The sequence below is a fragment of the Alkalibacillus aidingensis genome (genome assembly GCF_014595945.1).
GTDB lineage: Bacteria > Bacillota > Bacilli > Bacillales > Alkalibacillaceae > Alkalibacillus > Alkalibacillus aidingensis.
In genome coordinates this window covers 109,038-126,359 of record NZ_JABXWU010000005.1, presented here as the reverse complement: position 1 = coordinate 126,359, position 17,322 = coordinate 109,038, and the positions used below count along the sequence as shown (strand labels likewise).

The following is a 17,322-nucleotide window of genomic DNA, read 5'->3' as shown; positions in this document are numbered from 1 at the left end:
CAATTAATTTCGGAGTAAAAGCAGCCTAAGAAGGTGTTTTATCTTTGTCTCATTTCGCTATGTCAGTCTACAAAGGTTGTGGGTTCTTTTTTAAAATTGATAGAATTTAATCTTTCTTTAGTTTTATGAATTTGCTGCTCTTCATCCTTCTCAAAGTTTTCAGCTCTTAACTTTGCGAAACCAAGTGGATTTCTCTCACAGTGATGATAATAATGGCGCATTTTTCTTTCTTTTTCATCTTTTTCAATTTGCCTTTTATTTTTAACACCTAACATCTTTAATGCTCTGTCTAATGTTTTATATACTGAATATCCAAAAGCTAATGCTCCTACCCAATAACTTTGCCACCCGATAAAAGCAATTATTATAGATAAAAATAACCATGTATAAAAAGTGAAATCTACTAGATTTTTTATTTTTTTCATCTCACTTGCTTTCATTTTGGAACTTTGATCTTTTTCTTTTCTATGTATAAATGGCAAATCACCATATACTTTTTTTATAAATTGATCACTTAGCTGCTCTTCGGGAATTTCCTCAACAGAAATACTTCCCCACTTCTTTACAATAGTTCCTTTCTCATTGTTTATATAACCCATAAACACTTTATTATCATTTATAGAGATTTTATCACCTTTTCGATCAAAGGACGTGACCATAATTGGTAATGGAAATCTTTTTAGCCACTCAGTTAATTCTTTTTCCTTAATATCAATAATTTCCTCTGTAGTTTTAGGAATGTTAATAAACACCAAATTCAAATGAGCAAAATAATAACTTTTGAGGTTGATAGGATGATATTCTACATAATAAGTCTCTCTATCTTCTTGTATTTCCTCATAAATATATTCTCTCCAAGTCTTTCTGATATACGACATCTGGTACACACCTCTAACTTTGTAACGACTTGTTATTCTACATCACTAATAATTCAATCATAAATAATAAAAGAGCCACCGATGATCCCTGTGTGTCACCGGTGGCCTTGCCGTATGTCAGACATACAATTACAGTATATAATTTTTGTATATTAAAGTAAACTTTTGAAAAAAATCATCTTTTAAGCATTTTGGGACTGTAAAATACGCGAAAAACTTAGATGGTAAGTTATTACCCTTATAGCATTTTTCCCGGCTAGGAACAATATTATTATAGTCCATGTTGTAAATATGCTAGGTATTTAAAAAGGTTCCCTTATTTTGGAATTTGGCATTTATTCTATGTACGTTGTTGCCAGTATTTTTATTAGCAAAGTGGTATAAATAAACCAGCTTTCAAATGTATGATTTGTGATATTTATACGTTTATCTTGTATTGAAATCTTCAGATAAGGGCCAAATTTTGGAGGGAAGAGCTTCCATAACTAATGGGTATTTATGTTAAAATTTAGTTATAACAAAAATATAGTTTGTGAATAGTGATCTTAATCTAACGGAGGCAGTTTAGTTGAAGAAGCCAAAACAAGCTTGTTTAGAGGATTTGCGAAATCTTATGTTAAACTCTTTAATAAAATATGAAAACATCAGGAAGGGTAGAGGGAATGGAACAAAAACTGGATACACTTACCGAGAGCATCTATCATCAAAAAACAAAAGAATACTTTAGAGAAGTTCTCAGCTCCTACAAGAACGGAAATTATAGATCAGCAGTTGTAATGTTATATACCGTAGTAATTTGTGATCTAGTGTTTAAATTAAATGACTTAAAGGATATCCATAATGATGAAAAAGCTAAAAAAATTTTACAAGAATTGGAAGTACAAAAAGAAGAAGATCCTGTTTCACCGGATTGGGAAAATAAACTTATTGAAAAATCCTTTAAAGAAGCTAAGTTACTAGAAAATGATGTGTATACGCATATTACAACTTTAAAAAAATATCGTAATCTATCCGGGCATCCGGTATTAAATTCATTAGAGATTTTATACACACCTAATGAGGAATTGACAAAATCCCTTATAATTAATATGCTAGAGGGTTTACTAAATAAACACCCATTACTCACTAAAAATGTTTTCCTTCCTTTTGTTCTAGAAATAGAGAGAATTAAAAATGATTTTCCTACAGAAGAACGACTAACGAAGTACTTAGAATCAAAGTTTTTAGTTTATTCTAACAGAGAGCTTGTTGAATACATATTTAAACACTTATGGAAACTAGTATTTAAGAAAAATAGTAAAAGAGAGAGTGACAATAGGGATATTAATTTTCGTGTTCTTTTAGTCATTTATAAGAAGTATGAACAAAACCTCTTTGAAAATATAAAAAAAGAATCCACCTATTTTAGTGATTTCTTAGATGGAGATGCTAAAATACTGACCAAGTTAGTTGATTTCTTAGCAGAATTTCCAAATATATACAATGAATTACATGAACATGCACAGGAGATATTAAAAATTCGGATAAAGGATTCAAAAAAATTGACAGTTAAAGGAACCTTCTTGTTTGATACTCTAGAAGAACACTTGAACCATCTCGACTCCAAGTTACATAGCTATGGAACTTATATTAATCAACCTTATATTCAAACGTATCTGTTAAAAAACGGCGAGATCACTTTTTTATTATCTAAAGCTGGAGATAAAAACATTGAGGATTTTTATGATTTGATGATTAGTCATTACTATCACAGTGGTTCTTATGATGCTGCGGACATAACGTTTGAACACTGTATTAGACCATTCTTTACTGGCTTTAATAAAAAACAAATGAAACGCTTGCTAAGCGAAGTTAATGATAATCCACAATGCTATGATGGAAGGTACGGTGGCAAAAATAAGGTTTTACTAGAAACTGCTAAAGAATTGTTAGGGGATGAGGTGGAAGAAGAATATAAAAATCTTTTCTCATAGAAAAAGTAAATTCTAGCAATGAAAAATGAAAAATTGTTATATATTAACTACTAAAGGCTGCATTAATTTTGTAGGTGGAAAATATTATATCCTAAAATTATTTAGGGCAGCGAAGTCTAGGAGCTTGAAGATTATTATCTCAAGCGGACACAAAACTGTTATCTTTAATTAATAGTAGAATTACCACTAAGTGTAGAAAGGATAATATCTTTGAATAGATCTGTATTTGAAATGCATTGGCAATATTATCTTTCCATTGAAAAAATGTTAGTAAAAACTAATCAGTATGTAACACATTCTAATAAAAATAAAGATGCTTATTCTGATGAGTTTGCATCTATTATATTGCTATCTTGTTCAGAACTAGATTCATTATTTAAGCGGCTTTGCGATAATTATGGTATTCAAAGTGAAGGTAAATATTTTAAAATGAAAGATTATGCCCGAGTAATTGGAAAGTATTTCGAAAATGATAATGGTCTTGCTACTGGTATAAATACTATAAACGATGATAGCATAATAATTTTCCCTTTTGAAAATACCGATGCAACAAAGTCTTATGCTAATTTAATGTGGTGGAGAGATTACCAATCGATTAAACACGATAGGATTAAAAATGTCACAAAAGGAAACTTATTAAACGCAGTGAACTCTGTTGCAGCTCAGTTTCTTATTTTGAGAGAATTAATCGAGACTATGGACAAGTCAAACGGAAACGAATATTTAAGAAAAAATTACTGGTCTGAATATTGGGTGCCAGTTGTATAAAAAAGTATTAGTAGAACCCAGTTGCTTTAGAACTACCAAGGGCTTCTAATGTAAGTACGTGTATAATGTGTCAAACACAATCAGCTAATAGAGTCTCATCCTTATTTCACTTAGGGGTGGCTTTACTTCAATAATCTCCATAATCAAAAGACCTTCAATATACACCATTTTATACATTGGTAGGTTGTTGAAGGTCTTTTGATATACAGAAAATATACTGCCATTTCATACATAAATGAAGTGCCAAAGACACCTTACTTCGTAGCCATTTCCAATTTAGTTCCGTTGTTTTTTATAAAATTAACTATCTTTGTGATATTTGTATTATCCCTGCTGATACGAGTTGGATCTTTAATAATCACTTTATTCACATTTCCTCTCTTAACATCACCATAATTTGAGTTAAGAAACGACTAAACTCTTCGTCTATCAATGGATCTTCTTTTAACTTCTTTTTATTAAATTTATTCAATTGTTCCCTAAAGTTATGTATAAGTTCACTTTCATTGTTTACAGTTACTTTTTCATATTGTTGTCGAACAAGCTGTTCAATCATATTTTTTTCCAGTTGTGCCTCTGATTGATATGCCACTCTTAACTCCCCCTTAACTAAGGCGAAAACTTCAAAGTATATTAATTATCTATATTTTAACAGTTTATAGAACGAAAAGAAATTTGAACATTAAGGTATAAGTTATCTGAATATTAAATTTCATTTTCCCTCTTAAAATATTAAAATTTTCAAAGTAAACTATTTCAAATTTAGGTGATTGGCCAACCCAAAATTTTATTTTCATTAGATAAAAAGCTAGCATTTATCTACTTTATATTAATTTCAATAGAGGTGAAAAAAATGAAGAAAGAAAACAAATTTGACTATAATGCTCACTATGAATCTATATTAGCAATCGAAGAAGACTCAGGTAAAATCAAAGCCTCCGATTTTTTAGAATTCTTGTCTGACCTCATTATTAAATACTCCAATGACCTTGAGATGAAATTATTACAAGGGAAAGAGGGTACATCAAATGAAAAATGATAAGAATGAATATTGTCCTTTAAGTGATCCACGTTTGTCATCTTTTTGACCCATGCGTGACATGTTTTTGCCCCTTTGATGACATGAAGTGAGCCACTACCAATATGATAGTGGCCCTAGAGTTACTATTGATTTAAACCGTGTCGTTCCCTCATTGAAACCTTACCATCTATTAAAATATTGTAGGAATCATGGACAATGCGATCTAAAATAGCGTCTGCTAATGTTCCCTCTCCAATTTTCTCATGCCATCCTTTCGGATCAAATTGAGAACAGAAAATAGTGGAGGCCTCATGATGTCTGGATTCTACAATTTCTAAAAGGTCTCTTGCCTCATTTTCTCTTAAAGGGGTTAATAACCATTCATCTAGTATTAAAAGATTCACTTTTTTATACTTTTTCATTACCTTGCGGTAAGTGCCTTCTCCTCTTGCGATTGCGAGTTCATCTAATAAGTCTGGCAACCTCGTATATTTGACTTTGTAGAACTGTCGACAAGCCGCAAGGCCAAATGCACATGCTAAGTATGTTTTGCCATTTCCTGAAGCACCTTTCACAATGATGTTGTGTCGATCTTGGATGTATTGCCCAGTAGCGAGCCGAAGGACCTGAGCTTTATCAAGCTTTCTATCGGGATGATATTCAATATCTTCAACAGAGGCTTGATTGTCTCTTAATTCTGCTGCTTTAATGATTCGGTCTAATTTATTATTTTGTTTACGCGACCATTCTATATCAACTAGTAAGCCAAAACGTTCTTCAAATGAAAGTTCCTGATATTCTGGATTACGTAACTGATCTCTAAATGTCTCTGCCATGGCAGTTAATCTCATGTCATTCAATTTGGATAATGTGTTTTCAGTTGTCATTCTAATTACCTCCATAGTAGTCAGCTCCACGGGTGAATCCGTAAGAGCTTTTATTCGTTTGATTTAGTGAACTTCTGTCATTTTCATTCATAACTTTCTCTTGTCCAGTTTTTAAAATGGTTTGGATACTTTTTAGTGTTGGGCGAGGAGTATAAGATAAAGCTTTTTCACATGCCAATTCGAGCCGCTCTATGGAATGCTTATCCGCTAACTTTATTAAACCCAGGCATGATTTCAATCCTTGCTTTTCTGACTGATAAGAAGCTAGTATGCTCTCAACTGTTTTAAGAGCATGATTACCAACTGATCGCGCCCACTTCAAAACATACTCTTGGTTAAAGTCAATATATTGTTGATGCTCCCTCGGCATGTGATCAGGAAGAGTGGAGGATTGTCCCTTTTTTCCTGTCATTTTTTTATGAGAAGCAATCCGAAGGCTTTTGTAAAATACTTCAATGGTGTTCCGAGCCACTCTCACATCTACTTGATGCTTGATATAATCATAGGGAACGGAATAATACATTTTATTCATATTTATGTGATAATCATATTGTACGGTTGCCTTTTGCCAAGTGGCGATTTCGTACGGTGAAGCAGGCAGAGGTCCCATCGCAAATTTCTCCTCTTCAAAGTAGGCCGTCTGTCTGTTTCCATCTTTTTTCTGGAAAGACCTTAAATTAAAATCTTTTAATTTCTCATGAATTGCTTTGTTCAGTTCAATTAAAGAAAAGAATTTCTCATGACGAAGCGAGGCAATAATCCATGTTGATATATGTCCTACAGTCCCCTCTGCGCTTGGTTTATCTTTCGGATGGCGCACACGTGCGGGAATGATTGTAGATTGGTAATATTCCGCCATTTCTTGATAGCTCCTATTAATAATTGGTTCAGACCTTGAAGCTTTAATCACACCTGTTTTTAAGTTATCAGGCACAATAATACGTGGAACACCACCATAAAATTTAAAAGTATTAATATGGGCTGTAAGCCAATTCTCCGTATTCATTGAAAGAAATCCCTCTACATATGAATACTGACTACAAGGTAAGGTAGCTACGAATATATAGACAGGTATTGCTTCACCCGTAAGATTGTCTGTTAGATTCATAGTTTGTCCAGCCCAGTCCACTTCAAGAATTTCACCTGGCTTTCGTTTAATACGCATGGTGGCTTTGGTTTTAATCGCATAATTATGATAAAAGCGACAAAACTGTCGATAACCATATGGGATTTCATTGTTCTCCCTACAGTTTAATGAATACTCATCCCATAATAGCGATAGAGTGACACCAGACTTAGCTAATTCCTTATGAATGTATTCGCAGTCGGGTTTTCTTCTGAAGTCTAAAGACTGATGCTTTTCTGGAAATAAGATACTTTGAATATCTGCATCTGTAAGATTGTTTTCAAACGGCCAAGAGAATCCCTTTTCCTTGGCTCTATTGACTACATTCCGAATGGTATTTCTAGAATGACCACAACTAGATGCTATCCCCCTTTGTGTGACTCCTTGAGCATGGAGTCTTAATATGTCACGATACTTTACCATGAAAAAACCTCCAATATAGTAGATTTGCACCTGATGGTGCAAGTCTATTATATAAGAGGTTGGATCAATGTAAGTCATTGATGGGGCAAAAACATGTCATTAGTGGATCAAAAAGATGTCAACAGTGGGTCTATCCCATGTCTTTATTCAAAGAAGCCTAAACATCGATTAAAAAGAGCGGTCGGATATACAAGAAGAAGTCCGAGAAAGCAATTGGAGGATACTTCAATTGAAAAACAAACTGAAGAAATAATAAAGTACTGTGAAAGAAATGGTATTGAACTGGTAGAAATTTATACAGATGATCTTAAATCAGCTAAAAGTTTTGATGGAAGAGATGCCTTTAAAGAAATGTATAACAGAACAATAAGCAAAAAGGAAAATATAGACTATATAATTGTTCTTAAACAGGACCGCATTTCGCGTGATACTTTAGATACTTTATATATAATGAAGCGACTAAATTCACTAGATAAGCATCTTATTTCAATAGCAGACAATATAAATACGGAAGACCCTAAAGCAGAAATACTTGTTCATATAATGTCATTAGTAGCTCAATTGGAGCGTGAATTCATAGCGTTTAGAACTAACTCAGGTATGGAGAAAAAAGCTGAAGATGGTTACTTTTTAGGGGGAAAAGTATTTGGTTATAAAACTAAAGATAAAGAATTGATAATAGACCCCGACGAGGCTAAAATAGTAAAATATATTTTTGAAAAATATGCTTTTAATAAGTGGGGATATAAAAAAATTGCTTCAAAACTTAACATCCAAGGGGTTCAAACCAAGTATAACAATGAGTGGACTATTAACTCCGTGAAAACCATATTACAAAATCAAATTTATATTGGTAACACGAAATGGAGAGAAGAATATAAAAAAGGACAACACAGTCCAATAATTGAAATGTCATTATGGAATAAAGTTAAAGAAGTAATGCAATCTAGAACTTATACACCCAAAAAGGTTCACCCCGGTTCATATCCTCTTTCGGGTTTACTAAAGTGTCCTCAATGTGGTTCATCTATGGTTCAAGGGAACAGTAGTCAAAAATATAAATATTATCAATGCAGTAAAAACAAGAATAGTGGTAAGAAAGCATGTTCTTCTAATTTAATAAAAAAGGAGTATGCAGAGGAATTTGTTCAGGATAAATTAATTACTTTTTTAAATGAAAAGAATCTTTCTCCGATCATTTATGATGTTACTAAATCTAATTTATCTTATGAACTTGAACCTTTGGAGAAAGAAGCCAACAATATTAAGGGGAAGATTCAAAAACATGAGGAAAAATTGTTAACTACTATAGATTTAATGAGTGATACTACCCTAAATCTGGGTGGTGATTTATTGAAGGAAAAAATAGTAACTCATCAAGAGGATATAAATAGGGAGAAATCTAAACTAGAAAGCATTTCAAAACAATTAGAGTTAAAACAAAGTGAGCATATTAATATATTATTAATTTTTCGGTTAGTAATTTTAAAGACTTTTATCTTGCACTTTCAGACACTGAAAAGAAAAAGCTTGTTCACAGTATAATTAAGGAAGTCCATGTTACTAAAGGCAACAAAACTCAGGATCGGAAAATCAAAAGTATTATATATAATTTTGACTTAAATGATCTTAATAAACTAGTAAGTGAGTAACGGAGAGGGGCAATTTCCCTTCTCCTTTTTTGCTATAACTTGTTTATTTAATCGCAGTTCTTTCTTTTAAATGTTGGACAATCTTTAGGTATGACAAATGCCTTAAACTCTTCTCCCCATCCTTTTTCGGGTTGTTTCTTAATTGCTTCAACAACGGTTAAATTATTAAAACCTAATGGAATTGCACTTCGTCCCGCGTAGATTGCGTTTATGTCGTCGATATACTTTCCTTCTGTTTGTCCACACGTACAACTTTTAAGATGAAAATCAAGACTAAAAACATCATAGCATTCGCTACATAATAATAACTTCATCGTATCACTCACTTTTGTGAATATTTTAGTTACATAATAAACCAAAATCTATTTCGCCTTTTTATCACTTATCTTTGCTAGCTCTGATTTCCTCCATTTTTCTATTCGACTTTTTACCCACTCAATACTATGGCACTGAATTTTATATTTATCCGCTTCAATTAATGCCTCCCGAGTGTAGCCAGAGCTGGTTATAAACCTTCCCAATACACAGTCATGATTTCTCTTTGCTGAGTTAAGTTCTCTAATTTCTCTTACAGTAATTTGGTTTTTAGATGATAGGTAATGTTTAATTTGAACCGCTTCATTCGTTTGATGGTATCGGTTAAAAATTATCAAATCAACCCCTCCATCTGCACCGTTGGATGTTTCCCTTGGTTTATAACCCCTTGCCTTAAAATATAGATAACAAATTCTTTCAAATTCTCGCCATGAAAGTTCTTCCAATGTAGATTCTATTATATTTTCATCGCTTCTTAATCGATTAAAGTCTTCCGTGTTTTTATATTTTCTTGAATTATTACGTGAAGAATTTGCCCGTTTTTTAGTCTTTCCTTTTTTTGATAGCGCGTTATAAGTTATACCATCAATTATAGCAGTAGTGAGAATAATTCCGAAAAGTATATAAATATTAGTACTGTGAAAAACAATCCAATATAAATATAAACTTATTATTAAAAAGAGTCCTGAAGTAACGTTAGCCAATAGTTTTCTATCTTTCTTATTAATCTTGTTCACATCCTACTTTTAATTTTTATTCACTTGCGAAATTTACATATTATACCACCGTTTAGTTTAATGGATTATTTGATATAAAGAAAGGGATAGATGATTTGTAAAAGGATTTGAACGTTGCCAAAAATTCAAATGAAAGGCGGGGGGAGTTGTTCTATTGAAGTTGAAATGAATTGTGCGGTAATCTTCTTAGAATAAATGAGCCATACAATCCAAAGTCTTAGCAACTAATTTGATAATCCCTTAGTCAATCTATTCATTGCTCTTTGTGTTCTGACTGTGACATATAAAACTCGTTTTCCCCTTACTTAAATTCATAGTATTATTTAAGATGAAGGGAGGATATAAATGAATGAAATAAAAAAAGTCGCTATCTATTGCCGCGTCAGCACAGAAGAGCAAGCAAGTGAGGGATACAGTATTGACGCTCAACTGGATACCCTACGTCAATACGCAAAGTTATATGGTTGGGATGTAAGTGACGAATATATTGATGAAGGGATAAGTGGAAAATCGATTAAAGGACGACCCGCCATGCAACGACTTGTGTCAGATATAGAGAAGAATAAATTCCAAGCTGTTTTAGTCTGGAAGATCTCTCGTCTTTCACGTAACATGTTGGACACGTTGGTTCTTTTGGATAAATTTGAAGAATATAATGTGAAATTCATTTCTTACTCGGAAAACTTTGATACTGGTAGTCCCATCGGAAGACTTGTTCTGCAGCTTATGGCTTCCATTGCCGAAATGGAAAGGAATACACTATCTGAAAACGTAAAACTTGGCATGAAACAACGCGCTCTCCAAGGTGAATGGAATGGTGGAATTGTGTTTGGTTACGATTCAATTGAAAAGGAACTTATTATCAATCAAAAGGAATCAAATGTTATTCAACTTATCTTTGATCAATATGCAAAAGGAAAAGGATTAAAGGCCATTGCAAACTATGTAAACAAACAAGGATACCGTACAAAAAAAGATCGTTATTTTTCAATTAACGGCATCGCAACTATCTTAGACAATCCCATATATAATGGAAAGATTAGTTGGCTTAAAGTAGAAAATTGGGATACTAAACGCAGAAAAGGAAAAAATCCAAATCCTATACTGGTAGAAGGTAAACACGAAGCGATAATCAGTGACGAGTTATGGAATATAGTACAAACTCGAAGAAAAAGTAAATCTTTTAAACAGAGACAATCAAATGAACCATTTTTGTTAAGCAGCATATTACGATGTCCTGATTGCGGACAAGGTATGGTTCCATCAATTACCACCTATACACGTAAAGACGGCACAAAAAGAAAGCATCGATATTATGTATGCAGCGATTTTCACAACAAGGGGTCTTCCGCTTGTAGAGCTAATTCAATTAAAGCTTATAATGCGGAAAGTACAACTATAGAAAAAATTCAGGAATTAATTAATAACAAAGAGGAATTCGCGTTAAAGATTAATTCACTTAATAAAGACTCCGTTAATTCTACTAAAGAAATCCAATCAGAATTAAAAAATGTTGATATTAGAATTATCGAATTGAAAGAACTTCAAGATAAATATTTCGAGGCATATGAACAAAATCTATTTCCTGTGGATATTTTACAAGAGCGACTAAAGGATGTATCCGAGGAAAAATCAACATTAGAACAAAGAAAAAATGAACTAAGTACTAAACTCAGCTCAATCGATACTAAGGTTATACAGCCAGATCTTCTTCATGTCCTTTTAAGAAAGTTTACTGAAACTTATGAACGATCATCTAGAAATAAACAAAAACAATTACTACAATTATTGATAGAAAGTATTAGCATTTTTCAACCTAAAGATAAAACACGTGTTGTGGATACAATAGAACTCGATTTTGATTTCACTGAAGTTAATATCTCAAAAACTTTTGCCTTAATCCACTTATTATATTTAGAAACTGATGAAGAGGGAGTAATCCTGCCTCAAACAACAGTTTCTAACGATAAATTACCACCTTATCTTGAACAATTTTTGCCTCTATTTATGGTACGGTTCACCCCTATTAATCCTAAACCCACGATAAACTTGCTCCAACAACACTAATCTCATTAACTGGTGTGGATAAGTCATATGACTAAACGAAATGGCAAAGTCACTTCTTTGCTTCACCTCATCGCTTAAACCTAGCGATCCTCCAATCACGAATGCGACTTTACTCTTGCCGTATGTAGCTAACTCGTCCATCTTTTTAGCGAAAGCTTCTGATGTTAATGGCTTCCCTTCAATCTCCAACGTAATTACATAGGTGTCTGTGGATAACTTGGTTAGGATTTTATCTCCTTCTTTTTGTTTCACCGCTTCTTCATCTGCTTTGCTTAGGTTATCTGGAGCTTGCTCATCTGGGATCTCTTCAATTTTGACTTTGGCATACTTACTTAAGCGTTTTAAGTATTCATCTATTCCTTGTTTTAAATATTTTTCTTTGAGTTTACCAACGGCAACAATGGTTATGTTCATGGCGTTACACCTCCATTACCTGTAGTATATAATAATTTCACTAAACTATAAAACCCCGACTTGTTTTAGTCGAGGTTTTAAAATTAATTATGCGGTTGCCCATTTACCAACTGTTTCAAGTGCCGATTTACTTGGAAATAGTTCTTTAAAAATCTTATAATATAAGCACTCTTGTTTAGTTCTTAGTTCAATTTCCGCTTCTTGTTGATAGGTTAAAAGTTCATGGTCCGATATCGTTTCATTCGCATACTGCTCTAAGATATCAAGAGCTCCACTACCAGCAGAAAACTCTTCTTTCTTTCGCCACAATACACTTTCTGGGATTACTCCATCAAATGACTTCCTTAAAATCCATTTCTCCATTTGCCCATCTTTATGTAGCTTCAGATCAACGGGGATTTTTAAAGCCTCATCAATTAATTCCAAATCCAAAAATGGTACTCGTAACTCTAGCGAATGCGCCATACTCATTCGGTCAGCACGCTGTAAGTTAATATTGTGAAGTGAGTTAATGATCCGAATAATTTCGTCATTGAGCATGTCTGTTGAATGAAAGTCTGTCAAGTAATCATACCCTGCAAATAATTCATCTGCACCTTCACCTGAGAGAATCACTTTCACATGTTTTGATGCTAATTTAGATACAAAATAGTTCGGCAAGGCGCTTCTAACTAATGACGGTTCATATGATTCTAGATGATAAATCACCGTACGAATGACTTCAACTAACTCTTCTTTCGTATAAATATATTCATAATGGTCCGTTCCGATCGCTTCAGCAACTTCTCTTGCTCGAAGGATATCTTCACTACCTTCTGAACCGACACAAAATGATTTAAGTGGTGGATCTCCTTCATGATGCTTTTTAGCAATTGCAGCAATTAAGCTACTATCTAAACCACCACTCAATAAAACGCCAACTTCAACATCAGATAGTAACCGTTTTTTCACAGCATTTTCTAAGTATTGATTAATCGCTGAGCAACACTGATCAACATCAGTTTGACCTATTTCCTCTTGATGGGGTCGCTCTATTTGACGGTAGCAAACAAAACCGGTTTCTGGTGTGTAATAATGTCCTGCAGGAAATTCATTTACTTCTTCTGTAATCAGATAAAGTGTTTTCATCTCTGAAGCAAACATGTATTTGCCATGTTGATCTTTTCCATAATACAATGGTTTAATTCCTAACGTATCTCTCGCTGCAACAAATGAATGGTTATCTTCATCAGCAAAGAAAAAAGCAAACATGCCATCAAGCTTTTTGATTCCGTCTACCCCATCTTCTTCAAGAACTTTTAACACAATTTCACTATCTGACTCTGTTAAGAACGTATGTTTATCCTCATATTGTGGTTTAAGCTGTGGATAATTATAGATTTCTCCGTTTACGACGACCCATTTATGTTGATCTTCATTGCCGATTGGCTGAATTCCATCGTCTAATCCGATAATTGATAGTCGTTGATGGCCTAAATGGAATTGATCTAACTGAACCGTTTTCCCTTCATCAGGCCCTCTATGTTCCATACTATGTAATATACGGTCCATCTCATCATCCATTAAATGTCCAGTTCGTGCAAAGATTCCACAAATAAATATCACCTCATAATTTTAGTATCCATTCACAATTGTATATCATTTTACCAAACCGTCTTCTTATGACAAGTTGACCCTACTTGGATATAACTAGCTATGACGTAGTCCTAGCTATTCTACTTTGTTTACGAGCCATTTTTGAAAATTTACCTGCCATTTCTCACCATTCCACGTTTTTAATACGAACATTAATTTTCCTCAGTCAATTATTCACATGTGCCCCTTGATGAAAGTAGATCTTGATCTCATGGGTTTTACTACAGTTATCAACAATTTGTTTACAATCATTGTGCATAAGTGAATAATCAACAGGTTTTCAACAGTGTTTATTCACAAATGGCCTTTTATCCACAGATTTATCAACATATCAACATATGTTCGTGCTATATTTAGTTAAAAACCAAAGTATTACTACTAGATATATAAGTCGACGTTTAACTATACACATAATGTTAATAAGTTGACCAATTTTGTGTATAACCCTTATTTACGAACATTCCTGTGTGTATAAAAAAACGACTTGCTCACATGTATGAGCAAGTCGTTGTTATCTTTTGATTAAAAATCCTGTGAAGTTAATGTTGTAGTGACTTCTTGTAATTCTCCATTTCGGTAGAATGTAATCGTTAGCTCATCACCTGGACTTGTATCCGTGTAGAGGTACTGACGGAGTTCAAGTACATTCATGACCGGTTCTCCATCTAGCTCAACAATCACATCATACTGCTCTAATCCAGCTTGACCAGCCGGTGATGTAGATTCGACTGATGAGACTAATACTCCACCCTCAACCTCTTCTGGCAAGTTTAGTGTATTGTCCCAATGGAATTGAGCGACATCTCCAAGTGAATAAGGGGAGATACCTAAGTAAGACCGCGTGACCACTCCATGTTGTTCTAACTCCTCCATAATTGGACGGGCCATATCAATTGGGATAGAAAAACCTAAACCTTCCAATTGATGTGATGCAATTTTCATTGAGTTAATACCAATCAATTCACCTTGCATGTTAACTAAGGCTCCACCTGAGTTACCAGGGTTGATGGCCGCATCAGTCTGGATGACTTCAGCCTGCCAGTCAACAACACCATTATTAGTGAGATCAATTGGAATGAGGCGATCTTTACCACTTATAATACCTTGTGTAACTGATCCTGCAAACTGTAAGCCTAATGGATTACCAATTGCAAGCACAGGTTCACCTACATTAATCGTCTCTGATTGACCTAATGGAATCACTTGATCGGCATATTCATCATCAACTCGTAGGACAGCTAAGTCAGAATAGACATCACTACCAACTATATCCGCTTCTACTTGAGTATCATCGGCAAAGACAATTTCTACCGAATCAGCTCCTTCAATGACGTGGTGGTTAGTTACAATATAAGCATTATCGTCTGTGATCTTATAAACAACTCCAGACCCTGTAGGCGCATCCTCAGAATTTTGATTAGTCGGACCACCGAAAATACTTTGGTTTTGAATATTTACAACTCCCACCACTGAGTCTGAAACTTCTTCGACAATTTCAGTCGTTCGCGATTGTACATCTACTTGTAAATTTTGTTCAAATGTTCCATCACCATCTAAATCTTGTTGAATTTCCACATCTTCATTGGGACTGCCACTATTCTCATTTTGTGAGCCCAAATCATAAGGTAATATGTTTGTCTGTGATAAAACTGGTAATGCCATCAAGATGATAATTGATCCAATAATAGATCCTAAAATTGCCGGTAAAAGCCAACTACGACCTTTATTTTGTTCCTTTTTATTATGGATATGATCATCGTAATAACCCATTTTTAACACCTCACATTTTGTTTTTATTTAAAGATGAAAAATAGGTGTCGGCTTTACAGGACTCGTATCTTCGAGTTGTAAGGCCTCTCCTACTGGAAATCCATGCTGCTTCAGCTTCTGTTCAACACTCATTCTAGCAAGGTCTACCATATTGTTGTCTTGACTTAAGTGACCAAGGAATACCTTCTTAGTCTGATCTCCAATAATATCCATCATCGCAATGGCGGCATCATCATTGGAAACGTGGCCCAAATCACTTAGGATACGGCGTTTTATATTCCATGGATACTTTCCCATTTGTAACATACCCACATCATGATTCGTTTCAAACAATAAGGCGTCCGCATTCTCAATCGTCTTTTTCATTCGTTCAGACACATAACCAGTATCCGTAAGCATGGCTACTTTTTTACCCTCATAATGAAAAACATAAAACATCGGATCAGCAGCATCATGGGAGACACCAAAGCTTTCAACATCTAAATCCTTAAAAGTTCTAATGGACTCCATAGGAAATTCGAATTGTTGGTCTAATGACACTTTACCAATTGAATTTTCCATCGCCTTCCACGTTTTAGGGTTAGCATAAATCGGTAATCCATACCTTCTAGCAACAATTCCTAAACCTTTGATATGATCACTATGTTCATGTGTCACTAAAATTCCGTCAATATCACCTAGGTCAACATCAACTTCATTCAATAATTCATTTAACTTTTTTCCACTTAAACCAGCATCCACTAACAACTTCACTTGGTCTGTACCTATATAAAAAGCATTACCAGAGCTTCCTGATGCTAGCACACTAAAATGTAATGTCATTCTGCTTCACTCCGAATTAATTACTCAATTTGACTGTGTTGATATTCTTTAATCGATTCAACAAAATCTATTTCGTCATTTGGAATCATCTGACCCTCCATGGCATTAACAAAATAAGTACGTTCATCATTAATCGTTAGTCTCCATGTAGGCGTAAAAATTTGCACACCTTCCTCTAGTGGAACCAATGTGTGATAGCCTAAGCTCATATCGGTTAGCTCATCTTGCGGTTCAAATACATTATTGGAATATAAAACATCTACCGCATCAATAGGATCTAAAACAGTTTGTTCTTCACTCTGAACGACCGGCTCATCCAAAATACTTTGAATATAATTGATCGCTTCACCTTCTTCATTCAATTCCACAGCTAATACTCCTGCGAAGTTATAGAATATCGGACGCTCATTTTCCACTTGGAAAAATAACATCATATCCTCATGAGTATCCCAATATTCGTATTTGTCTCCATGCAAGACTTCTTCTTTAAGAGAATCTAAATCTTCCTCAATATTGACTGGCTCTATAAACTCACTGACAACCATGACGCCATTTATAACTGCTATGCGCTGATTATCTAAAGCCCCTTCTAAGAAATCAAGATCCTCTTCATTTAATTCATACCTTTGAGCCGATATATAAGTTTCTTTAATTCCTCGTTCAGGCAATTCGCCAATCTTGATTTCTTCTGCTGCCAACTTGTCCTCAAAACTAGCCTGAGCTAATGTTTCTAAATTGGTCTCTCCAATTTTCTCAAGGAATTGTTGAACTAGAAATAGATTAAGAATTAAAAAGCTAACAATAAATAAGGTTTTGATTTGTCCCCACTGCATA

16 protein-coding genes are annotated in these 17,322 nt (G+C 34.0%); 5 read left to right on the top strand and 11 right to left on the bottom strand.

What is annotated here, in order from left to right; genetic code table 11:
- Positions 1 to 62 precede the first annotated feature (62 nt).
- Complete coding sequence (locus tag HWQ49_RS09900; RefSeq protein ID WP_188207451.1) at positions 63 to 878, bottom strand: hypothetical protein; 816 nt, start codon at positions 876 to 878, stop codon at positions 63 to 65.
- Positions 879 to 1,540: 662 nt separating this feature from the next.
- On the opposite strand from HWQ49_RS09900, the gene HWQ49_RS09895 reads away from it, so the two are divergent.
- A complete protein-coding gene (locus HWQ49_RS09895; protein WP_223155109.1) occupies positions 1,541 to 2,851 on the top strand; it encodes a hypothetical protein in 1,311 nt (436 codons plus the stop codon).
- A gap of 210 nt (positions 2,852 to 3,061) precedes the next feature.
- Positions 3,062 to 3,619 (top strand): hypothetical protein, encoded by a 558-nt coding sequence (locus tag HWQ49_RS09890; protein ID WP_188207449.1) that lies wholly within the window; start codon positions 3,062 to 3,064, stop codon positions 3,617 to 3,619.
- A 367-nt stretch (positions 3,620 to 3,986) separates the two neighbouring features.
- Here the strand turns inward: HWQ49_RS09890 and HWQ49_RS09885 are convergent, their stop codons facing one another.
- A complete protein-coding gene (locus HWQ49_RS09885; protein WP_188207448.1) occupies positions 3,987 to 4,211 on the bottom strand; it encodes a hypothetical protein in 225 nt (74 codons plus the stop codon).
- 261 nt (positions 4,212 to 4,472) lie between these two features.
- Here HWQ49_RS09885 and HWQ49_RS09880 point away from each other — a divergent pair, with 261 nt between their 5' ends.
- Positions 4,473 to 4,658: a hypothetical protein gene (locus HWQ49_RS09880; protein ID WP_090869227.1), complete on the top strand. Its 186-nt coding sequence runs from the start codon at positions 4,473 to 4,475 to the stop codon at positions 4,656 to 4,658.
- A gap of 125 nt (positions 4,659 to 4,783) precedes the next feature.
- Here HWQ49_RS09880 and istB read toward each other — a convergent pair whose 3' ends face one another.
- On the bottom strand, positions 4,784 to 5,527 hold the full coding sequence (gene istB, locus HWQ49_RS09875; RefSeq protein ID WP_188207447.1) for an IS21-like element helper ATPase IstB: 744 nt from the start codon (positions 5,525 to 5,527) through the stop codon (positions 4,784 to 4,786).
- Between the two features lies 1 nt (position 5,528).
- Positions 5,529 to 7,076, bottom strand: coding sequence for an IS21 family transposase (gene istA, locus HWQ49_RS09870; protein ID WP_188207446.1), 1,548 nt, complete (start codon positions 7,074 to 7,076; stop codon positions 5,529 to 5,531).
- Positions 7,077 to 7,169: 93 nt separating this feature from the next.
- Between istA and HWQ49_RS09865 the strand changes: the two genes are divergently transcribed.
- Complete coding sequence (locus HWQ49_RS09865; RefSeq protein WP_223155108.1) at positions 7,170 to 8,621, top strand: recombinase family protein; 1,452 nt, start codon at positions 7,170 to 7,172, stop codon at positions 8,619 to 8,621.
- A gap of 154 nt (positions 8,622 to 8,775) precedes the next feature.
- Here HWQ49_RS09865 and HWQ49_RS09860 read toward each other — a convergent pair whose 3' ends face one another.
- Together HWQ49_RS09860 and HWQ49_RS09855 are read right to left on the bottom strand one after the other, a co-directional pair.
- On the bottom strand, positions 8,776 to 9,042 hold the full coding sequence (locus tag HWQ49_RS09860; RefSeq protein ID WP_188207445.1) for a hypothetical protein: 267 nt from the start codon (positions 9,040 to 9,042) through the stop codon (positions 8,776 to 8,778).
- 48 nt (positions 9,043 to 9,090) lie between these two features.
- On the bottom strand, positions 9,091 to 9,747 hold the full coding sequence (locus HWQ49_RS09855) for a restriction endonuclease (protein WP_223155106.1): 657 nt from the start codon (positions 9,745 to 9,747) through the stop codon (positions 9,091 to 9,093).
- 378 nt (positions 9,748 to 10,125) lie between these two features.
- Here HWQ49_RS09855 and HWQ49_RS09850 point away from each other — a divergent pair, with 378 nt between their 5' ends.
- Positions 10,126 to 11,847, top strand: coding sequence for a recombinase family protein (locus tag HWQ49_RS09850; RefSeq protein ID WP_188207444.1), 1,722 nt, complete (start codon positions 10,126 to 10,128; stop codon positions 11,845 to 11,847).
- Here HWQ49_RS09850 and rlmH read toward each other — a convergent pair.
- The 5 genes from rlmH to HWQ49_RS09825 form a co-directional block, all read right to left on the bottom strand.
- The gene (gene rlmH, locus HWQ49_RS09845) at positions 11,782 to 12,261 is read right to left on the bottom strand and encodes a 23S rRNA (pseudouridine(1915)-N(3))-methyltransferase RlmH (protein ID WP_188207443.1); all 480 of its coding nucleotides are present in this window, start codon (positions 12,259 to 12,261) and stop codon (positions 11,782 to 11,784) included. The genes HWQ49_RS09850 and rlmH overlap by 66 nt on opposite strands.
- An 87-nt stretch (positions 12,262 to 12,348) precedes the next feature.
- The gene (gene asnB, locus HWQ49_RS09840; RefSeq protein WP_317450925.1) at positions 12,349 to 13,866 is read right to left on the bottom strand and encodes an asparagine synthase B; all 1,518 of its coding nucleotides are present in this window, start codon (positions 13,864 to 13,866) and stop codon (positions 12,349 to 12,351) included.
- A 552-nt stretch (positions 13,867 to 14,418) separates the two neighbouring features.
- Positions 14,419 to 15,666, bottom strand: a complete 1,248-nt coding sequence (locus HWQ49_RS09835; RefSeq protein WP_188207442.1) for a S1C family serine protease — start codon at positions 15,664 to 15,666, stop codon at positions 14,419 to 14,421.
- 27 nt (positions 15,667 to 15,693) lie between these two features.
- Positions 15,694 to 16,488, bottom strand: coding sequence for an MBL fold metallo-hydrolase (locus tag HWQ49_RS09830; RefSeq protein ID WP_188207441.1), 795 nt, complete (start codon positions 16,486 to 16,488; stop codon positions 15,694 to 15,696).
- Positions 16,489 to 16,508: 20 nt separating this feature from the next.
- On the bottom strand, positions 16,509 to 17,321 hold the full coding sequence (locus HWQ49_RS09825) for a two-component system regulatory protein YycI (protein ID WP_188207440.1): 813 nt from the start codon (positions 17,319 to 17,321) through the stop codon (positions 16,509 to 16,511).
- Position 17,322 lies beyond the last annotated feature (1 nt).

What these genes read in the sequence shown, in the direction of transcription:
- HWQ49_RS09850 (WP_188207444.1), top strand. Translation starts at nt 10,126, where the DNA reads ATGAATGAAATAAAAAAAGTCGCTATCTATTGCCGCGTCAGCACAGAA.
- HWQ49_RS09895 (WP_223155109.1), top strand. Translation starts at nt 1,541, where the DNA reads ATGGAACAAAAACTGGATACACTTACCGAGAGCATCTATCATCAAAAA.
- HWQ49_RS09835 (WP_188207442.1), bottom strand. Translation starts at nt 15,666, where the DNA reads ATGGGTTATTACGATGATCATATCCATAATAAAAAGGAACAAAATAAA.
- istA (WP_188207446.1), bottom strand. Translation starts at nt 7,076, where the DNA reads ATGGTAAAGTATCGTGACATATTAAGACTCCATGCTCAAGGAGTCACA.
- HWQ49_RS09865 (WP_223155108.1), top strand. Translation starts at nt 7,170, where the DNA reads ATGTCATTAGTGGATCAAAAAGATGTCAACAGTGGGTCTATCCCATGT.
- HWQ49_RS09830 (WP_188207441.1), bottom strand. Translation starts at nt 16,488, where the DNA reads ATGACATTACATTTTAGTGTGCTAGCATCAGGAAGCTCTGGTAATGCT.
- HWQ49_RS09860 (WP_188207445.1), bottom strand. Translation starts at nt 9,042, where the DNA reads ATGAAGTTATTATTATGTAGCGAATGCTATGATGTTTTTAGTCTTGAT.
- HWQ49_RS09825 (WP_188207440.1), bottom strand. Translation starts at nt 17,321, where the DNA reads ATGCAGTGGGGACAAATCAAAACCTTATTTATTGTTAGCTTTTTAATT.
- istB (WP_188207447.1), bottom strand. Translation starts at nt 5,527, where the DNA reads ATGACAACTGAAAACACATTATCCAAATTGAATGACATGAGATTAACT.
- HWQ49_RS09900 (WP_188207451.1), bottom strand. Translation starts at nt 878, where the DNA reads ATGTCGTATATCAGAAAGACTTGGAGAGAATATATTTATGAGGAAATA.
- HWQ49_RS09880 (WP_090869227.1), top strand. Translation starts at nt 4,473, where the DNA reads ATGAAGAAAGAAAACAAATTTGACTATAATGCTCACTATGAATCTATA.
- rlmH (WP_188207443.1), bottom strand. Translation starts at nt 12,261, where the DNA reads ATGAACATAACCATTGTTGCCGTTGGTAAACTCAAAGAAAAATATTTA.